Annotated in this window: 18 protein-coding genes; 1 reads left to right on the top strand and 17 read right to left on the bottom strand. The window is 39.3% G+C overall.

The genetic code is table 11. The features are described from left to right. Nucleotides 1-388: 388 nt before the first annotated feature. Nucleotides 389-2,182: a choice-of-anchor I family protein gene (locus H5157_RS17745; RefSeq protein WP_182725186.1), complete on the bottom strand. Its 1,794-nt coding sequence runs from the start codon at nucleotides 2,180-2,182 to the stop codon at nucleotides 389-391. An 83-nt stretch (nucleotides 2,183-2,265) separates the two neighbouring features. Next, on the bottom strand, nucleotides 2,266-3,495 hold the full coding sequence (locus H5157_RS17750; protein WP_182725187.1) for an acyltransferase family protein: 1,230 nt from the start codon (nucleotides 3,493-3,495) through the stop codon (nucleotides 2,266-2,268). A gap of 144 nt (nucleotides 3,496-3,639) precedes the next feature. On the opposite strand from H5157_RS17750, the gene H5157_RS17755 reads away from it, so the two are divergent. Next, a complete protein-coding gene (locus H5157_RS17755; RefSeq protein WP_002962911.1) occupies nucleotides 3,640-4,482 on the top strand; it encodes a LytTR family DNA-binding domain-containing protein in 843 nt (280 codons plus the stop codon). 28 nt (nucleotides 4,483-4,510) lie between these two features. Here the strand turns inward: H5157_RS17755 and glmU are convergent, their stop codons facing one another. The 15 genes from glmU to mioC all read right to left on the bottom strand — a co-directional run bounded on the left by glmU (nucleotide 4,511) and on the right by mioC (nucleotide 18,416). Next, entirely contained in the window at nucleotides 4,511-5,869 is a 1,359-nt protein-coding gene (glmU, locus tag H5157_RS17760; protein ID WP_182725188.1) for a bifunctional UDP-N-acetylglucosamine diphosphorylase/glucosamine-1-phosphate N-acetyltransferase GlmU, read from the bottom strand. Nucleotides 5,870-6,173: 304 nt separating this feature from the next. After that, complete coding sequence (locus H5157_RS17765) at nucleotides 6,174-6,596, bottom strand: F0F1 ATP synthase subunit epsilon (RefSeq protein ID WP_004335277.1); 423 nt, start codon at nucleotides 6,594-6,596, stop codon at nucleotides 6,174-6,176. A gap of 13 nt (nucleotides 6,597-6,609) precedes the next feature. After that, entirely contained in the window at nucleotides 6,610-7,995 is a 1,386-nt protein-coding gene (gene atpD / locus H5157_RS17770) for a F0F1 ATP synthase subunit beta (protein ID WP_004335274.1), read from the bottom strand. A gap of 33 nt (nucleotides 7,996-8,028) precedes the next feature. Further along, on the bottom strand, nucleotides 8,029-8,889 hold the full coding sequence (atpG, locus tag H5157_RS17775; protein ID WP_024597176.1) for a F0F1 ATP synthase subunit gamma: 861 nt from the start codon (nucleotides 8,887-8,889) through the stop codon (nucleotides 8,029-8,031). A 60-nt stretch (nucleotides 8,890-8,949) separates the two neighbouring features. Then, the gene (gene atpA / locus H5157_RS17780; protein ID WP_004335270.1) at nucleotides 8,950-10,491 is read right to left on the bottom strand and encodes a F0F1 ATP synthase subunit alpha; all 1,542 of its coding nucleotides are present in this window, start codon (nucleotides 10,489-10,491) and stop codon (nucleotides 8,950-8,952) included. Between the two features lie 14 nt (nucleotides 10,492-10,505). Beyond that, the gene (gene atpH, locus H5157_RS17785; protein WP_004335267.1) at nucleotides 10,506-11,039 is read right to left on the bottom strand and encodes a F0F1 ATP synthase subunit delta; all 534 of its coding nucleotides are present in this window, start codon (nucleotides 11,037-11,039) and stop codon (nucleotides 10,506-10,508) included. A 16-nt stretch (nucleotides 11,040-11,055) separates the two neighbouring features. Next, nucleotides 11,056-11,526, bottom strand: a complete 471-nt coding sequence (atpF, locus tag H5157_RS17790; RefSeq protein WP_004335264.1) for a F0F1 ATP synthase subunit B — start codon at nucleotides 11,524-11,526, stop codon at nucleotides 11,056-11,058. A gap of 41 nt (nucleotides 11,527-11,567) precedes the next feature. Continuing rightward, nucleotides 11,568-11,810, bottom strand: a complete 243-nt coding sequence (gene atpE / locus H5157_RS17795) for a F0F1 ATP synthase subunit C (protein WP_008112128.1) — start codon at nucleotides 11,808-11,810, stop codon at nucleotides 11,568-11,570. Nucleotides 11,811-11,870: 60 nt separating this feature from the next. After that, nucleotides 11,871-12,728 (bottom strand): F0F1 ATP synthase subunit A, encoded by an 858-nt coding sequence (atpB, locus tag H5157_RS17800; RefSeq protein ID WP_024597178.1) that lies wholly within the window; start codon nucleotides 12,726-12,728, stop codon nucleotides 11,871-11,873. A 14-nt stretch (nucleotides 12,729-12,742) separates the two neighbouring features. Next, nucleotides 12,743-13,123 (bottom strand): ATP synthase subunit I, encoded by a 381-nt coding sequence (locus H5157_RS17805; protein WP_004335240.1) that lies wholly within the window; start codon nucleotides 13,121-13,123, stop codon nucleotides 12,743-12,745. Between the two features lie 142 nt (nucleotides 13,124-13,265). Next, nucleotides 13,266-14,192, bottom strand: a complete 927-nt coding sequence (locus H5157_RS17810; protein WP_154904168.1) for a ParB/RepB/Spo0J family partition protein — start codon at nucleotides 14,190-14,192, stop codon at nucleotides 13,266-13,268. A 20-nt stretch (nucleotides 14,193-14,212) separates the two neighbouring features. After that, entirely contained in the window at nucleotides 14,213-14,998 is a 786-nt protein-coding gene (locus H5157_RS17815) for a ParA family protein (protein ID WP_004335235.1), read from the bottom strand. 14 nt (nucleotides 14,999-15,012) lie between these two features. Then, nucleotides 15,013-15,633, bottom strand: coding sequence for a 16S rRNA (guanine(527)-N(7))-methyltransferase RsmG (gene rsmG / locus H5157_RS17820; RefSeq protein WP_004335232.1), 621 nt, complete (start codon nucleotides 15,631-15,633; stop codon nucleotides 15,013-15,015). Nucleotides 15,634-15,648: 15 nt separating this feature from the next. After that, entirely contained in the window at nucleotides 15,649-17,538 is a 1,890-nt protein-coding gene (mnmG, locus tag H5157_RS17825) for a tRNA uridine-5-carboxymethylaminomethyl(34) synthesis enzyme MnmG (RefSeq protein WP_182725189.1), read from the bottom strand. A gap of 428 nt (nucleotides 17,539-17,966) precedes the next feature. Continuing rightward, entirely contained in the window at nucleotides 17,967-18,416 is a 450-nt protein-coding gene (gene mioC, locus H5157_RS17830; protein ID WP_024604761.1) for an FMN-binding protein MioC, read from the bottom strand. Between the last annotated feature and the right edge of the window lie 835 nt (nucleotides 18,417-19,251).

Raw genomic sequence — 19,251 nt, forward strand, 5'->3', positions numbered from 1 at the left:
CGTTTTGAGTCGCTTTAGCGTCTCAAGGGATGCGAATAATACACCCTTTATTTTTCGAGTCAACACTTTGTTTTAAACTTTCTTTTTAGAAGATTTAAAACCGAAGTTTTATTTAACTCTCTGAGTAGTTCGTGCCTCGCTATGCGTTGGCGTTTCCCGTCTCAGTGGGGTCGCATTATAGGGAGATTCGAGCGGGGGTCAATGTTTTATTTCAGCTTTTTGACAATTAAATGAATATAGTATGAAAGCTATACAAATAAAGGGCTACAGGATACTTTTAGTTTAAAAAACACGCACAATATAAGTATCTATTGATGAGGTATTAGTAAGGTTTAAACTAAGCTGTATGTTAAACAAACAACACACAGCTTTATTTTAAATTAAAGGTTTATTTAGATGCTATTTCCCATACGGCAATAGAGCCTGATATTTCATTTCCAACGATTAAGAGTGGGTTTCCTGTAGCACTTTGCTCAGCTGGAACGAATACCATTCCTTCAGGCGCTAAATCGCCTGTAATATTAGCGTCTTTAATTAAGCCTCTATTATAGAAGTAGTCTTCAAACTGCACATTATATGGATTGGTAATATCATAAACCATAATCCCACCCATACGCTCAAGCCCTATAAAAGCAAATGTACGATCGTCAATTTTACCAATAGTCAGCGCTTCTGGCTCTGCGCCTTTATCATCTGAGCGTGAGTCACCTTTGTTTTCATCTTCATTGTTGTTAAATGCTTCACCATGAACCGATGCAGTAATTCGACCTATATCATCGCCTGAATCAAACACCACCAGCCCATTGCTGTCCCAAATGGTAAACGAACGTGCACCATAAGCATAAAGCGATTCGTATTGACCATCATTATTAGTATCGCCTTTTATTGTTGTTACTTTTAAGCGACCAATATCGTTATCGTCATTATTTAAGTAATCAAAATTAGCTGCAAGCGTTAAGTCTTCAACGCGGCTTTCATCTATATAAGCTAAGCAGCCGTCGTCTTTATCGTAATCAAGTCCCCCCTTTGCTATACAGTCTGCTTCATCCATTGTATTAAAAAAGTATTCTCTTGCGTCACCTTCGTTGGCAGTGACTATAAAGTTAGCGCCTTTCCAACTAAAGCTTGAGATAGTATCGGGCTGGTACATACCATAGAGCCCTGGGTATGATTTAAAATTAACGCCGCCATCTTTATCTGAGGCATCAAGTTGTAAGCTTGACCAATCTTTAAAGCCTAAGCCCTTTAGCTCAAGACTGTTGTCTTGTAGGTTAACTATTGCAAGTGCATTGTTTTCTTGAATAGATACATAAGCATATTTGTTATCTTTAGAAATGCTAACGTACTCGGGCTCTAAATCCATAGCTACTGTGGTATTTATCAGATTACCGTTAATAGTACGACCATTTGGGTTTGCAAAAACTACCCCTTGCGCTTCTAGTTCGGTTTGTTTGTTGTTATAGGCTTTAAAATCAATATTTATTGCTGTATCGGCTATTACATTATTTGTTATATCGATAATACTAATAGAACCTTCAGGATCTACGCTGTAGTCGCCACTTGGTTCACCTTCGTTAGCAACCACTGCCTTTGCGCCATCATGGGTGAACGTCACCATGTCTGGTAAAAATCCGACTGTAACATTTTTAATAAATACAGGTGAGTCGCCGCTTATATCGTAAAAAGCAATTTGACCTGCATCACCCGTGCTTTTAGCAGCCATTGCGACCGCTAGTAAATTATTATTTTCATCAATAGCAATGCTGTTTGCATCGCCTTGGGTATGCTCGTTTAAAGACAACGTAATAACGGACGTTAAATTTGTGGCGCTGATAACCCCTTCGTTATCTTTAACGAGTGCGGCAGTATCAAAGGTGTCGACGGGTAAAATATTAATAACAGCGTCATCGCCTGAACTGTTAATAGCGTAAATCCATTTTTTAGATGCTTGGTAAGCAACTATTTCAGCGGCACCTTCTGGGCTTTGTGCATTTAATACTCCTCTTCCTACGAGGCTAATATTTAATACTGAATTAGCGTTTACACCATTTATCCCATTAATGCCATTTGCGCCTTGTTCTCCCTGTAATCCTTGAGAGCCGTTTTGGCCATCGTCACCATCAAGTGAGCAACCAGTAAGAACAGATATAAGTGACAGCGTAATAATTGATTTTTTAAACATGTGATTTTCCTTAGTATTGTATTTGCTAAATATCAACACACAGGCATGACAAGATTATGGCAATTTTAATACAGCCCCTTAGCCTAAGTAATTAGCTTATACGCTAGCGGAGTTATTAAAATTAAAGCAGCCGTATAGCCAAGTATTTTTACAGTCGGGGAATAATCTCGTTTAATTGCAACCCCTAGCAAAGGTCTAAGTACATCAATACGTGTAATACCCCATGTAATAACACCGCAAAAAGACCAAGTCCCTGTAATAATGATGAATGGTTCAGCACCAGGCCCTAAACTTAAAGGCTGTAGTAAAAAACACAAAATAATCAAAATGCTTTGATGCAATAAATAAAAGGGAAACACCCATACATTGAGCTGTTTTAAATAGTAAGTATTAAAATTTAAGAATCGGTGAGCGAGCGCAAGTACAAAAAATACACCTACAACACGTTGAATATTGTAGCTAGCGCTTAAAATAAAATGAGGAAGAGTAAACACCTTCTGATAACTTAATATTATAAGTACAAACAAAACCGCAAAACTCAAAGCTAGTAATACTAATTTTTTATTTAAGCAGTTCCAAAAGTAAGTGTTTTTGGCAAGTATGTATCCTGTGAGTAGCAGTATTAAGCCGTTAGTCTCTCTAATTGAATCGCCAGTTAAGTAATGGCTTGTAAATAGTACGGCAATAGTGAGCAAGGTAATTAAAAGCCCAAATGACATATCCCCTTTAACAAAGGTTTTTAAAGGCGTAATAAAAGGCAAGCGTGCAAAAAGAGTTAAAACAATAATGATCAGCATAAATTGCCACAACGAGCGCAAATACCATAAGTGATTTACATCCACATTCGGCCACACTCCAGACTGATAATTAATAAAAAGCGTATTGTTAGTCTCTATAAAAGCTAAATAAAATTGCCAATAGCTAATATCAATAACACCTTGCTGTGACATTTCTGCAAACAGCTGTAAAGGCACTATTAACCATAACCCCACCAGCAAGGGTAACAGTAAAAAAATAGAGCGGTATAAGGTGAAATGTAACCAAGACTTAAAGCTGCGTACTTTATCAATCATAAAACGCAGTGCTACGCCCGATATAAACCAAATGAGCAACATGCGCCAAGGTGAAAACACCAACATTAAATATTCAACATACTGTGATGTATAATTACTTTTAAAATGAAATCCCCAGTTTTCACTATACAACATGCCAATGTGATAAAAAATTAGCGACGCAAATGCGATTATCCTAAGCCAATCAAGATAATATTTACGCGAATTAACTAATGAAGGTTGTTGTACTTGAGTGCTCATGCTTTTACTACTTTATGTATGTTATGCGTTATTCATACCTAAAGCTCTCGCTAAAACTATCTATAAGTGCTTATATTACAAGCAATAGTGATAAAAGGTGGTATACAGGGATAAGCGTGCCACGTCAGCAATAAGCATATATTTATGAACCTACAGCACTTTCAACGTTTTCAAAGCATTTACGCATCAGTATTACTGTGTGCTTACGTATTAATTAATAATACAGTAAACGCTACAACCCAAATAATGGAAGCCCAAAGAGAAGGAGCTTTAACTTTTTTAATGTGGGAGCCATTTGTTTGGGAGTATTCAAGTGCCTTGAGTACTTTGCTTATATTCCCTATTTTAATTTGGTTTTTAAGACACTTATCTTTTAATTGGCAAAATATTACGGCCTCATTAGGTATGTACTTTGCTGCCTCTATTATATTTAGTGTGTTACACGTTGGTATTATGGTAGGGGTTCGTAAATTCATATATTTGTTGAATGATGGGTCTTACAACTTTGGACTTAGCTGGTTTGAGCTTATTTATGAATACCAGAAAGACGCTATAAGCTTTGTGTTTTTCATCGTACTTATCAAAGTATATCAATATGTGGTGCAGCAGTTACTAGGTGAAGCCTCTTCAATTGAAGAAAGTGAGCAGCAAACAACATCGACCATAAACCGCCTATTAGTTAAAAAGCTCGGAAAAGAATTCATTATAAAAATAGAGGATGTTGATTGGCTTGAATCGTCGGGTAATTATGTAAACCTACATATAGGCTCACGTATATATCCGTTAAGGGCAACGCTTACAGCATTAAGTAAACAACTTGAAGTGCAGGGGTTTTGTAGAATTCACCGCAGCCATGGCGTAAAACTCGATAAAGTGGAGTCTATTACACCACTATCCAGTGGCGACAGTGAAATAAAATTAACTACAGGTAAAGTACTAAACCTATCTAGACGCTATAAAGAGCAATTTAAACTTCAACTAAAATAAAAAAGGCTACCTAAGTAGCCTCTAATTGTTATTTTTTAACTGGGCGTTTCCAACCCGTTAAATTACGCTGTTTAGAGCGTGCTATTGCTAATTGGTCATCTTCAACGGTACTGGTGATCACAGAGCCTGCACCAATTGTTGCAGTTGCGCCTATATTTACTGGGGCAACGAGTGATGAATTAGAGCCAATAAAAGCATTATCGCCAATAATAGTTTTTGATTTATTAACACCATCGTAGTTGCAGGTAATAGTACCAGCGCCAATATTCACTTTTTCGCCAATTTCAGCATCACCTAAATAACTTAAGTGGTTGGCTTTTGAGCCTTTGCCTAAACGGGTTTTTTTCATCTCAACAAAGTTACCAATGTGTGAGTCTTCTTCCATAACAGCGCCAGGGCGAAGGCGAGCATAAGGGCCCAGCGTACATTTAGCAGCTACGCTTGCATCTTCAATTAAGGTATTCGCCTTTATTACCACGTTATCGCCTATGGTACAGTTTTTAAGTACACAGTTAGGGCCAATTTGTACATTGTTACCAAGGGTCACACTACCTTCAAAGATAACGTTTATATCAACTAATACGTCTTCGCCTGTTTTAACATTGCCGCGAACATCAATACGAGCAGGGTCGGCCAGGGTAGCGCCATTTAACATTAACTCTTCTGCTTGCCATGCTTGGTAAGCGCGCTCTAAGCCTGCAAGTTGTACGCGGTTATTTGCGCCTTCAACTTCCATTGCATGATCTGGTTGCGCTGAAGTGATCTCTACGCCTTCACTGTGAGCCATTGCAACGATATCTGTTAAGTAGTACTCGCCTTGTGCATTATTGTTAGATAAGTTACCTAACCATGTTTTTAATAGCTTACCGTTAACAGCCATAATGCCTGTATTTACTTCGTTAATAAGTAACTGCTCTGAGCTTGCATCTTTTTGCTCAACAATACCGACTAACTTACCACCAACACGAAGCATGCGACCATAGCCATTTGGGTTTACCAAATTTACCGTTAATACCGCTAAACCATTTTTAGGTGTTGCAGCTAATAAACGCTCTAGAGTTGATTGTTTTGTTAGCGGTACATCGCCGTATAAAATCAATACTGTGTCTTCATCGTTAATATGAGAGTTGGCTTGCGCTACTGCGTGGCCAGTACCGAGTTGTTCTGCTTGAAGTACCCAATTTACATCGTTATCGGCAAGTTGTTGTTGTAATAGATCGCCGCCGTGTCCGTAAACTAAGTTTGTAGTCGTTGCACCTAATGCCATCGCATTATCAATAACGTGCTGTACCATTGGTTTACCTGCAACATTGTGCAAAACTTTAGGTAGAGCAGAGCGCATACGAGTACCTTTACCCGCAGCAAGAATAACAGTTGTTAGAGCCATTAAAACAATTTCCTTTTTCCGTTGTTTTAGCTAAATAAGTATTATGTTTGTGCAGAAGATTACGTAAATCACTTCTTGTGCAGATACTCAGTAGGTTAGTTTATTCGTACTGAATCTTGACTGAAAAACACACTTAATTGGATGACGTTATTGTAGCGAGGATTGGTGAAGGATATAAGTGATAAAGCACAGATAATAGTCTGATAGACCTGTTATTTAACAATTATAAATAAGCGATACACCATGTTTAAATTACAGACACAAAAAAGCCCACATAAAGTGGGCTTTTCAAAACCGGATAGGCTTACTTGTGACGTAATTGCTGAATTACGCGTAACTGAGCAACTGCTTCTGCCAGTCGCGTAGCCGCTTGTTGATAATCAAACTCAACAGCTGACGAATTCGCCATATGTTCTTCAGCTTCACGTTTAGCTTTTTGTACAGAATCTTCATCTAAATCTTCACCACGAACCGCAGTATCTGCAAGAATCGTGATGTGATTTGGTTGAACTTCTAATGTACCGCCAGCAACATATAACACATCTTCGTGACCATATTGCTTAACTAAACGTACCATACCAGGTTTAAGGGCAGTTAGTAGTGGAGCATGACCTAGGTTTACACCCAGCTCGCCTTCACTACCAGATACTTGAATCGATTCAACAAGACCAGAGAACAAGCTCTGCTCTGCGCTTACTACGTCAAGATGTACAGTCATAGCTGTCATACTACCCTCCTAGTTACATGCCTTTGGCTTTTTCTTGAGCTTCTTCGATAGAGCCAACCATGTAAAACGCTTGCTCTGGAAGCTCATCAAACTCGCCGTTTAAAATGCCTTTGAAGCCAGCAATTGTATCTTTCAGTGATACGTATTTACCTGACGCGCCTGTAAACACCTCTGCCACGAAGAATGGCTGAGATAGGAAACGTTGGATTTTACGTGCACGAGATACAAGTTGCTTATCTTCGTCAGAAAGCTCGTCCATACCTAGGATTGCAATGATGTCTTTAAGTTCTTTGTAACGCTGAAGAACTGTTTGAACGCCACGTGCTGTATCGTAGTGCTCTTGACCAATTACTTGTGGGTCAAGTTGACGCGAAGATGAATCAAGTGGATCTACCGCTGGGTAGATACCAAGTGATGCGATATCACGTGAAAGTACTACTGTTGCGTCTAAGTGAGCAAAGGTAGTTGCTGGAGATGGATCCGTTAAATCATCCGCAGGTACGTATACCGCTTGGATTGATGTAATTGAACCAGTCTTAGTTGAAGCGATACGCTCTTGAAGCACACCCATTTCTTCAGCAAGTGTAGGCTGGTAACCTACCGCTGACGGCATACGACCAAGAAGTGCAGATACTTCAGTACCAGCAAGTGTATAACGGTAGATATTATCTACGAAGAAAAGTACATCGCGACCTTCATCACGGAACTTTTCAGCCATAGTAAGGCCTGTTAACGCTACGCGTAAACGGTTACCTGGAGGCTCGTTCATCTGACCGTATACAAGCGATACTTTATCAAGTACGTTTGAATCGTTCATCTCATGGTAGAAATCGTTACCCTCACGTGTACGCTCACCAACACCTGCGAATACTGAGTAGCCGCTGTGCTCGATTGCGATGTTACGGATAAGTTCCATCATGTTTACAGTTTTACCAACACCGGCACCACCGAATAAACCAACTTTACCACCTTTAGCAAACGGACATACAAGGTCGATAACCTTGATACCAGTTTCTAAAAGCTCAACTGAACTTGATTGCTCTTCGTATGAAGGCGCTGCACGGTGAATAGACATACGGTCTTCTTCGCCGATTGGACCCGCTTCATCGATTGGCTCACCAAGTACGTTCATGATACGACCAAGTGTTGCTTTACCAACTGGAACTTGAATCGATTCACCTGTATTCATAACTAAAGCACTACGACGTAAACCATCAGTAGTACCCATAGCGATAGTACGCACTACACCGCCACCTAGCTGTTGTTGAACTTCTAAAGTCAAACCAGCTAAATCGCCATCTGTTACTCTTAGTGCGTGGTATACCGCTGGCACGCTATCTTGTGGAAATTCAATATCCACAACGGCGCCGATAATTTGGACGACCTTACCTAAACTCATGTCTATTCCTCTCGTTAATCTTTACCCGAAGCATTAAACTGCTGCTGAGCCAGAACAAATCTCACTAATTTCTTGTGTGATTGCTGCTTGGCGAGCCTTGTTATAAACAAGCTGTAGCTCATCCATAAGGTCACCTGCGTTATCAGTTGCAGCTTTCATTGCAACCATACGAGCAGCCTGTTCTGAGGCAGCATTTTCTACCACACCTTGGTATGCTTGAGACTCAATAAAGCGTACTAACAAAGACTCTAAAATAGCCTCTGGGTTTGGCTCGTATAAGTAATCCCATGTGTGAGCAGATACTTCTTCTTCAGCTTTTGGCAAAGGGAGTAACTGATCTATAATTGGCTCTTGCTTCATGGTATTAACGAATTTGTTATATACCAAGAATAAACGGTCTATTTTGCCTTCAGAAAATGCATCAAGCATAATTTTTACAGGACCAATAACGTCTTGTACTGAAGGTTTATCTCCTAGGCCCGCTTTTTTAGCGAGTAGTTGACCACCAAAACGTTGAAAGAAGCCTGCTGCCTTACTACCTAAAGTAGCAAATTCAGCATCAACACCTTTCTCTTTCCACGCTTTAACATCAAGTGCAACTTTCTTAAACTCGTTTGAGTTTAGACCGCCACACAGACCACGGTCTGTAGAGATAACAATATAACCAACTCGTTTCACTTCACGTTCTTTTAAGAACGGGTGAGTAAAATCAAGATTTGCTTGAGCAACACGACCAATTACTTCACGTAATTTATTAGCGTATGGACGGCTTGAAGCAACGCGTTCTTGCGCCCTTTTCATTTTAGACGCAGCAACCATTTCCATTGCGCTAGTGATCTTTTGAGTATTTTTAATACTCCCGATCTTGCTTTTAATCTCTTTTCCGCTGGCCATGACTCTCTCTCCGAATCAAGGTGTGCTTTAGTTTCCTAAAGCGCACCATTAATAACTAAATTACCAAGTTTGCGTAGACTTGAACTTCGTAAGAAGTTCTTTAAGCTGCGCTTCGATCTCGGCATTCAAGTTACCAGTTTCATTGATTTGAGCCACAAGCTCTGCGTATGTGCTAGTTGCATAAGAAAGTAAAGCTGCTTCAAAGTCACCGATTTTCGCGATTTCGATGTCTTGAAGGAAGCCTTTTTCAGCAGCAAATAACGACAAAGACATTTCAGCAACAGACATTGGCGCGTACTGTTTCTGCTTCATTAGCTCTGTTACACGCTCACCATGCTCAAGTTGAGCACGAGTTGCATCATCAAGGTCAGACGCGAACTGCGAGAACGCAGCTAATTCACGGTACTGAGCTAGGGCTAGACGAATACCGCCACCTAGTTTCTTAACGATTTTAGTTTGTGCAGCACCACCAACACGCGATACCGAGATACCAGCATTTACTGCCGGACGGATACCTGAGTTGAATAAGTCAGTTTCTAAGAAGATCTGACCATCGGTGATAGAGATAACGTTAGTCGGTACGAACGCAGAAACGTCGCCGCCTTGAGTTTCAATGATTGGCAATGCCGTCAATGAACCAGTTTTACCTTTCACTTCACCATTAGTGAACTTTTCAACGTAATCTGCGTTTACACGCGATGCACGCTCTAAAAGACGAGAGTGAAGGTAGAATACGTCACCTGGGTATGCTTCACGGCCTGGTGGACGCTTAAGTAGTAATGAAATTTGACGGTAAGCAACTGCTTGCTTAGACAAATCATCATATACGATTAATGCGTTTTCACCACGGTCACGGAAGTATTCACCCATAGTACAGCCCGCGAACGGTGCTAAGTACTGAAGTGCCGCAGATTCAGAAGCAGATGCAACAACTACGATAGTATTTGCTAGTGCACCATGCTCTTCTAATTTACGAACTACGTTTGCAATAGTAGATGCTTTTTGACCAATCGCAACGTACACACACTTAACGCCTGTGTCTTTTTGATTGATGATTGCATCGATTGCTAGTGCAGTTTTACCTGTTTGACGGTCACCGATGATAAGTTCACGTTGACCACGACCAACTGGAATCATCGCATCGATAGATTTATAACCAGTTTGAACTGGCTCATCTACTGATTTACGCTCGATTACACCAGGTGCAATTTTTTCTACAGGTTCAAACCCGTCGTTATCTAAAGCGCCTTTACCATCGATTGGAGCACCTAGTGTGTTTACAACACGACCAAGTAGACCAGGACCAACAGGAACTTCTAAAATACGACCAGTTGTATATACTTTTACGCCTTCAGTAAGGTCAGCGTACGGACCCATTACTACTGCACCAATTGAGTCGCGCTCAAGGTTTAGTGCGATAGCATAACGGCTGCCAGGAAGCTCAATCATTTCACCTTGCATACAGTCAGCAAGACCGTGGATGCGGATGATACCGTCAGTAACAGATACAATAGTACCTTCGTTACGAGCTTCACTTACAACTTCGAACTTCTCAATACGTTGTTTGATCAGATCTGAAATTTCAGTGGAATTAAGTTGCATGCTCTTTTTCCCAATTACGATTGTAGTGTTGTAGCTAAGCGGCTTAATTTACCGCGAATAGTACCGTCGATTACAGTGTCGCCAGACCTAATAATAAGTCCACCAACCACTGACGCGTCTTCACTACAATTCAGCTTAACTTTGCGTGCGAAACGTTTTTCAAGTGCCGCTACCAATGACTCTTGTTGCGCAGCAACAAGAGGAGTTGCAGAAATCACATCTACTTCGATTTCTTTATCGTATTCTGCTTTAAATTCAGCAAATAACTCAGCAACGTCAGGTAGAGCTGTCAAACGTCCATTTTCAGCCATCACCTTAACTAGGTTCTGACCTTGTTCGTTGAGCTGCTCAGCACAAAGTTGAATAAATAATTCAGCTTGTGCAGTAGCTGTAGGCATACCTGCTAAAGCAGATGATGCTTGTTCATTGCTGGCTACGTGGCCTGCAAAGAACAACATATCATTCCAGCTTTCTAGAGTGCCTTTCTCAACGGCAAGTTCAAAAGCCGCTTTAGCGTATGGGCGAGCGATAGTAGTCAAATTAGACATGCTCATACCCTCCTAATTACAGCTCAGCGACAAGTTTTTCAACGATGTCACTATGTGCGGCTTGATTAATTTCACGCTCTAAAATACGTTCTGCACCAATCACTGCCAGAGTTGCTACTTGCTTACGTAGCTCTTCTGTTATGCGATTACGTTCAGACTCAACTTCAGAGTGCCCTTGAGCAATGATACTTTCACGCTCTTGCTGACCACGAAGTGTTTCTTCGTCAACAATTAGCACTGCACGCTTTTTAGCTTGATCAATGATATCAGCCGCTTGAGCTTTTGCATCTTTAAGCTGTTCAGCAGCTTTCTTTTGCGCAAGTTCTAAGTCTTTTTCGGCTCTATCAGAGGCAGCTAAACCATCTTCGATTTTTTTCTGGCGAGCTTCAATTGCACCGTTTAGTGGTGGCCATACGTATTTCATACAAAATAATACGAACACCGTAAACGCAATCAATTCACCGATAAGAGTGGCGTTTAAATTCACAACCGCTCCTCCTTAAATAGTAAGCTGTTCAAAAAATAAAATTAAAGTACGAACAACAATACCATAGCGATACCAACACCAATCATTGCTACAGCATCGATTAGACCAGCAAGAATAAACATCTTAACTTGTAGCGAAGGTGCAAGCTCAGGTTGACGCGCACATGCTTCAAGGAATTTACCGCCCATGTTACCAAAACCGATTGCAGTGCCGATTGCACCAAAACCGATTAGTAAAGCTACTGCGATGTATTTTAAGCCGTTTAATAATTCTAAAGCTTCCATTTATTTCTCCAAAGTTTCAATTGTAAAGTTAAAAGTAAAAGTAAAATTGTAAATATAAAATTAGTGATTATCTGAGCTAGCCATGCTTAGGTATACGATTGTTAGCATCATAAATACGAATGCTTGCAATACAATTACTAAGATGTGGAATACAGCCCAAACAAAATGCAATGGTAATTGCATAAATCCGATAGCGCCGATCAAGATGAAAATCAATTCACCTGCATATAAGTTACCAAACAGACGTAGCGCTAATGAAAACGGTTTAGAAACCAGCGCAATCAGTTCAAGTAATAAGTTAAACGGGATTAAAAGGATTTGTAGTGCAGTATTATTTGAACTAAACGGGTGAAGTGTTAGTTCTTTAATAAAACCACCGATTCCTTTTATTTTAATTGAGTAGCCTATCATTAAAATAAATACACCCAGCGCTAGCGCTGCAGTCATATTAATGTCAGTCGTTGGTACAATTTTCATGTACACATCGTGTGAATCCATACCAAACGCAGTTTCACCAACAAAACCAGCTAATGCAGGTAAAAAGTCAACCGGTATTAAATCCATTAAGTTCATTAAAAATATCCAAACGAATATTGTTAATGCTAATGGTGCAATAAGCTTGCTTTTACCATGGAAAGTATCACGTACGTTGTCACCAACAAACTCTACTACCATTTCAATGAAACATTGAAATTTTCCAGGTACACCTAGTGTTGATTTTTTAGCGGCACTACGAAAGATCCATAAAAATATAAGACCTAAACCGATAGACCATGCGAGGGTATCTATATGCCATGTCCAGAAACCACTATCCGTACATGCTTTATTGAAGGCGAGACCTGTATCGGTCGAACACATCTTAGCATTGGTCAAATGGTGCTGGATATGGCCAGATAGAGTAACTTCTTCTGCTGCCATGTTATATCCCAAAGTTAATGTTTAAAAAAAACGGGTGCGAACAATCCAGTAAAGAGCGCCAGTATATAAGTACTAAAAAAGGGTAATAAAATTACCGGAAAATGCTTCAGTACTAGCGCAAACAATACAATTGTTAGCATAAATTTTAATCCGTTGCCGCGTTTCAACGAGGCATACGCTTGATTTGCTCGACTTGCACCCATATGTCTGAATGCATAAAGACCAAATACAAAGTGCGGAAGTACTGCGACAACTCCACCAGCGAGTGATGAAAGCGCGGCATTGACTCCCGAACTAAAACAAATAATTACAGCAGCAACTAATGCTACAACACCCTGAAGGCAAATTAACTTTAATACGGCAAGTCGATATGGACTCGCTAACTTATCAGTCACGTTTAGTTAACCTTTATTGCGTTCTAATTGTTAGGGTGTGAAAACTGGCGAAATTATACTTAATCCTGCCAGTTTTGCAACTTGAGTAGACGCTTTGTAACACGAAATAGCTACAAATGTCCCTTTTTAGACATGTAGAAAACTAATGGTGGGTATTGTCTTGATTAATGCGATTTAAAATGCCGTCAAGTTCGTCCAAATTAGTATAAGAAATAACAAGCTTACCTTTGCCTTTTTTGTTGTAATTTATTTCTACTTTGGCACCTAGGTTTTCAGCGAGTTGTTGCTCTAACTGTTTAACATCTGGATCTTTTTCAGCTATTTCTTTAGCTGGCACGGGTTCTAAAATTGAACGAACTAACTTCTCGGTTTCACGAACGGTTAGTGCTTTAGCAACAGCTAAACGAGCAGCATCTGATTGTGCTTCTCCCTCAAGGGCTAATAAACAACGAGCGTGCCCCATTTCAATGTCGCCATGTTCTAACAGAATTTTTACATCACTGTTTAAATTATTTAAACGAAGTAAGTTAGTCACTGTAGTGCGTGATTTGCCAACCGCATCTGCTACTTGTTGATGTGTTAGTTCAAACTCATTGAGTAAGCGATTTAACGCAACCGCTTCTTCCATGGCATTTAAGTCTTCACGTTGAATATTTTCTATTAGCGCAATAGCTACAGCAGCTTCATCTGGTACGTCTTTAATAATACAAGGTACTGTTTCAAGCTTAGCTATTTGCGCTGCACGCCAACGACGCTCACCGGCGATAATTTCAAAACTATTATGTGCAATAGGGCGCACGACTATAGGTTGAATAATACCTTGTGAGCGAATAGAACTAGCAAGCTCTTCTAGTGCCTCTTCGGACATGTCTTTACGAGGTTGATATTTACCAGAGTGTAAAAACTCGATTGGGAGTTTTTGTAATTCACTGTTATTTGGCCCAGCCGCATTTTTTACAGCTTCAGTCACGTTTGATGTGTCTTGTTCCTTGCTTGCGCTCGGTGTAGGCTTTGACGAACTTAAAAGTGCATCGAGTCCTCGGCCTAAACCTCGTTTTTTAGCAGACATGTTATTTTTTTACCTCAAAGTTAGGCGACAACGGACGCTGTTTTTTCTTTTCTACGTAACATTTCACCAGCGAGTGCTAAATATGCTTTAGCGCCACTTGATGCCCGGTCATAATACATAGCAGGTGTACCAAAACTAGGTGCCTCTGCTAAACGAACATTACGCGGGATCACCGTACGGTATACTTTGTCGCCAAAATGTTGTTTTAATTGTTCTGATACGTCATTCGCTAAACGGTTACGCGGATCGTACATAGTACGAAGTATGCCTTCAATTTGTAAGCTAGGGTTTACTAACTTAGCAAGCTGAGTAATCGTATCCATTAATGCGGTTAACCCTTCAAGTGCATAATACTCACACTGCATTGGCACTAAAATAGAATCAGCTGCGGCCATTGCGTTAACAGTTAACATATTTAAAGAGGGTGGACAGTCGATAAAAATAAATTCGTACTGATCCTGAATTTTTTCAAGTGCGTTACGTAAACGCACTTCACGGGCAAATAATTCCATAAGTTTAACTTCTGCAGCGGTTACATCACCGTTTGCAGCAATCATATGGTATTCGCCAGACGTTTCTTTGATAATAACGTCTTCTATAGGTTTATCTTCAATGAGTAAGTCGTAAATAGTTGGTACGTCGCCGTACTTATCTACGCCACTTCCCATAGTCGCATTGCCTTGCGGATCGAGATCAATTAACAGCACTTTACGTTTCGTTGCAGCCATAGACGCAGCGAGGTTAACAGCGGTTGTAGTTTTACCCACTCCACCTTTTTGATTTGCTAATGCGATGACTTTTGCCACAGTGTCTCTGATCCCTAGTCTTTAGAAAGAATAATTAAATGTCGTTGTGCATCTAACTTAGGTACTTCTAATGCAATTTTTTGCTCAAACTTAACGCCAGTAGGTAATGACTCTAGCTCTTCACTAGGGAACACACCTTTAAGCGCTATAAATTTACCCGAATGATCAATTAAGTGCGAACACCAGTCAACCATATCTTGTAATGAAGCAAATGCACGACTGAGTACGCCATCTAATTTAACACTTGGCTGATATTCTTCAACTCTTGACTGAACAGGTGTTACGTTATCAAGGCCAAGCTCATGTTTAACATGCATTAAAAAGCGAACGCGTTTACCTAGACTATCTAGTAACACAAATTGTGTGTTAGGTAATGCAATCGCTAATACAATGCCCGGAAGGCCAGGCCCTGTGCCAACATCAATATAATGATGACCGGGTAAGTGAGGTGCAACAACTAAACTATCCATAATATGCTTAATCATCATTTCTTCAGGTAAGCGTACCGAAGTTAAATTATAAGCTTTATTCCACTTATCTAATAACTCGACGTAACGAACTAGCTGTTGCTGTTGTTTTTCCGTTAGCGCAATATCAGTTTGCGCTAACAATGTAGTTAATTGTTGCTGTAACACTATGTACCCTTATCGTTACGCAGATTTGCGTAATAAGCCTTGCTTCTTCAGATACACTAATAATAGCGAAATCGCCGCTGGGGTGATACCAGAAATACGCGATGCTTGGCCAATAGTGTCTGGACGTGACTCAATAAGCTTAGCAACAACCTCATTTGATAAACCTGATACAGTTTTGTAATCAAACTCTTTTGGTAAAATTGTTTGCTCATGACGAAGCTGCTTATTGATCTCATCTTGTTGACGCGCAATATAGCCTGCGTACTTAGTATGGATCTCAACTTGTTCAAGTGCTGCTACGTTTGTAAATTCAGATCCTAAACCGTCAATAGCCATAAGATCGTTATAACGAATCTCTGGACGACGAAGTAATTCTTCTAAACTTGCTTCACGAGTTAATGGTGTTTTTAGTAATGCATTTACTTGATCAACAACGACGTGATCTTTATGAATCCACGTATCTTTAATGCGTTGTTTTTCTTTCTCAATTACTTCCATTTTTTCGTTAAATGCCTGCCAACGTTCGTCATTAACTAAACCCAGCTCACGGCCTTTTTCAGTTAAGCGAATATCTGCATTATCTTCACGAAGAAGTAAACGGTATTCGGCACGGCTAGTAAACATGCGGTACGGTTCTTTCGTACCTAGTGTTGCTAAGTCGTCAATTAATACACCCACGTAAGCTTCATCGCGACGTGGCGTCCAAGAATCTTTACCTTGTACTTTTAACGCAGCATTCATACCTGCAATTAAGCCTTGTGCACCCGCTTCTTCATAACCGGTAGTGCCGTTAATTTGACCCGCGAAAAATAAGCCTTCGATAAATTTTGTTTCTAAAGACTGTTTTAAGTCGCGTGGATCAAAGTAGTCATATTCTATTGCATAGCCTGGTCGACAAATATGTGCATTTTCAAAACCAGAAATAGATTGCACAATCTCAAGTTGTACATCAAACGGTAAACTAGTAGAAATACCATTTGGATATAATTCGTATGATGTTAAGCCTTCAGGTTCAACAAATATTTGGTGCTTATCTTTATCCGCAAAACGTACAATTTTATCTTCAATTGATGGGCAGTAGCGTGGACCAATACCTTCAATAACACCTGAGTACATAGGTGAGCGATGTAGGTTTTTACGAATAACATCATGTGTTTTTTCGTTGGTGTAAGTGATGTAACACGGTATTTGTTGTGGGTGATCTGATTGTTTACCCATAAATGAAAATACAGGTGTTGGCATATCACCAGGCTGTGCTTCCATTTTTGTAAAATCAACAGTACGTGCATCAATACGTGGCGGAGTACCTGTTTTTAAGCGATCCACTCTAAAAGGGTGTTCGCGTAAACGTTCAGCCAATGCAATTGATGGTGGATCACCAGCACGACCGCCTTTGTAATTTTCTAAACCAATGTGTATTTGGCCACCTAAAAAAGTACCCACGGTTAAAACAACACTTGGAGCACTAAAACGTAAACCCATTTGAGTTACTACGCCAGTAACACGATCGTTTTCAACAATAAGATCATCACATGATTGTTGAAAAATCTTAAGGTTATCTTGATTTTGTAATGTTGCTTGAATAGCTGCTTTGTACAAAGCGCGATCTGCTTGTGCTCGAGTTGCACGAACAGCAGGTCCTTTTGAAGAGTTTAGTGTGCGAAATTGGATCCCGCCTTTGTCAATGGCCTGTGCCATTGCACCGCCAAGCGCATCAATTTCTTTTACCAAATGACCTTTGCCAATCCCACCAATCGCTGGGTTACAAGACATTTGACCAAGGGTATCCATATTGTGAGTCAGTAGCAGGGTATTCATCCCCATACGGGCAGCTGCTAATGCGGCTTCAGTGCCAGCATGTCCACCACCTACTACGATAACGTCAAAATTTTCGTGAAAAATCATTAATGGGATCCTACTTAAATCAAACCGGTAAACTTCAAAAGGGAGCGTATTCTACCTAGAAATTGGCAGAAGATAAATGATTAAACAAAGAGCAAGATCTAAGTATGTGATCTCTAATAATATAAAGGATCTTTTAAAGAGATCTTTTATTACTATTACTACTACTGATCAGCTTTTCTGTTGATAAGGTTTAGATCTTCATTTAAAACATGAAATTAGATCAGATCTAAAGGTGTTAATATGATCGGATCATCCAGCAGATAAGCTCTGATCAAAAAGGCACCTTATGCACAGGGCTGAATCAGTTGGATCTTATCCCATGGATAAGCATGCTTTAAAAAGCAGTTTATTCAATCTTTATCCACAAAATCTATTAAATTATTAGTAAATTGTGGGTAACTTTTTATATAACTTTTTACTTGATCTATCTATTTTAAGCCTGTTTTGGTTATCCAAGAGTCTAACCATGCTAATGCTGTGTCTTCTGGTAGTGCTTCATCGAGAATATTAAGCTCTAAGCGTTCTGCTACTTTTATAGCGCCTTTTTGAGATAATAAGGCATCTATATTACGTCCAGCTTGGTTGTAAGTGTCATAACTGGTATCACCTAAAGCGATTACTGAGTATTTTAATTCTGATAAATCATTAGCTTGAGTCACATCTTCAACAAAGCTAATAAAGTTTTCAGGATAATCACCTGCACCATAAGTAGATGTGCAAATTAACCAAATGGTATTTTGCTGATCAATATCGCTAAATTCAGGTTGATCATGTAGTTGTGTAGTAATACCAAGGTTATTAAGCGCGTCGCTTAGTTGCTCTGCAACATACTCGGCTGATCCCATTTGGCTGCCAACAATAAGATTTACTGAACTCATGAATATTAGTGATCACATTGGTTTTAATTGCTGCCTATGATAACTGAGTGTGAGTAACAGTAAAGTTAAGAGTGCTTTTTTGTATAACTATTTTTGTGCTAATTTTACTCTTATTTGAAAGTGCCTTCTTAAGTTGTTGATATTATAGGAATTAACAAAATATCTTTAAATGTAATCTTCTGATCAAGTTGTTGATAACAGTGGGGAAAGCTCTGTTTAAACACACCTTTTAGGTTGTTTAATAATCGCTAAGTTATTGATATTACTATTTAGTGAAAGATTTAATTATAAATCTAGGCATAAAAAGCACAAGGTGATCATAATGTGGATATAAAGGTTGTTGATAACCTTAAATTTAGATCGAAAATAATTTTATTAAATGATCTAATTGAGCTGATCTAACGAAATTAATTAAAAATAAGCTTATAAACAGATAATTTTTAATAGAACATTAGGTTTTTCTCTGCGAGGTGGCTCAATTTACTATTTATTTGAGCTAAAAATTAGGTTTTGTGGATAAGTGATCTCAATATATTTAATTTAATGCGTATTTATAGCTGCTTTTTTTATGTATTTTGCTGGTGGATTAGTAGATCAAAAGTTTGATGCACTCAAATCTCGAGTCATTTTTATTAAAAAGCCGCAGTGATCGTCTGTCCATATGTTGTATAAAGTTGATTATTTAGAGTGTTTATCGTCACGTTTTAGCTCTTAAATTGAGCAAATAACATTAGTTTTTATGAGCTAGGTAATTATAACAAAGCTATTTATAACTAACTTTTGTGTGGAGGATAACGATTTTAAAACGTATTTTTGTTTGAAATATGTATCGGTT

The organism is Pseudoalteromonas sp. SG43-3 (assembly GCF_014164385.1).
In the GTDB taxonomy this organism is placed as follows: domain Bacteria; phylum Pseudomonadota; class Gammaproteobacteria; order Enterobacterales; family Alteromonadaceae; genus Pseudoalteromonas; species Pseudoalteromonas distincta.

Excerpts from the sequence above, each read along its gene's own strand:
- H5157_RS17745 (WP_182725186.1), bottom strand. The coding sequence starts at position 2,182 with ATGTTTAAAAAATCAATTATTACGCTGTCACTTATATCTGTTCTTACT.
- H5157_RS17750 (WP_182725187.1), bottom strand. The coding sequence starts at position 3,495 with ATGAGCACTCAAGTACAACAACCTTCATTAGTTAATTCGCGTAAATAT.
- H5157_RS17755 (WP_002962911.1), top strand. The coding sequence starts at position 3,640 with ATGAACCTACAGCACTTTCAACGTTTTCAAAGCATTTACGCATCAGTA.
- glmU (WP_182725188.1), bottom strand. The coding sequence starts at position 5,869 with ATGGCTCTAACAACTGTTATTCTTGCTGCGGGTAAAGGTACTCGTATG.
- H5157_RS17765 (WP_004335277.1), bottom strand. The coding sequence starts at position 6,596 with ATGACAGCTATGACTGTACATCTTGACGTAGTAAGCGCAGAGCAGAGC.
- atpD (WP_004335274.1), bottom strand. The coding sequence starts at position 7,995 with ATGAGTTTAGGTAAGGTCGTCCAAATTATCGGCGCCGTTGTGGATATT.
- atpG (WP_024597176.1), bottom strand. The coding sequence starts at position 8,889 with ATGGCCAGCGGAAAAGAGATTAAAAGCAAGATCGGGAGTATTAAAAAT.
- atpA (WP_004335270.1), bottom strand. The coding sequence starts at position 10,491 with ATGCAACTTAATTCCACTGAAATTTCAGATCTGATCAAACAACGTATT.
- atpH (WP_004335267.1), bottom strand. The coding sequence starts at position 11,039 with ATGTCTAATTTGACTACTATCGCTCGCCCATACGCTAAAGCGGCTTTT.
- atpE (WP_008112128.1), bottom strand. The coding sequence starts at position 11,810 with ATGGAAGCTTTAGAATTATTAAACGGCTTAAAATACATCGCAGTAGCT.
- atpB (WP_024597178.1), bottom strand. The coding sequence starts at position 12,728 with ATGGCAGCAGAAGAAGTTACTCTATCTGGCCATATCCAGCACCATTTG.
- H5157_RS17810 (WP_154904168.1), bottom strand. The coding sequence starts at position 14,192 with ATGTCTGCTAAAAAACGAGGTTTAGGCCGAGGACTCGATGCACTTTTA.
- mnmG (WP_182725189.1), bottom strand. The coding sequence starts at position 17,538 with ATGATTTTTCACGAAAATTTTGACGTTATCGTAGTAGGTGGTGGACAT.
- mioC (WP_024604761.1), bottom strand. The coding sequence starts at position 18,416 with ATGAGTTCAGTAAATCTTATTGTTGGCAGCCAAATGGGATCAGCCGAG.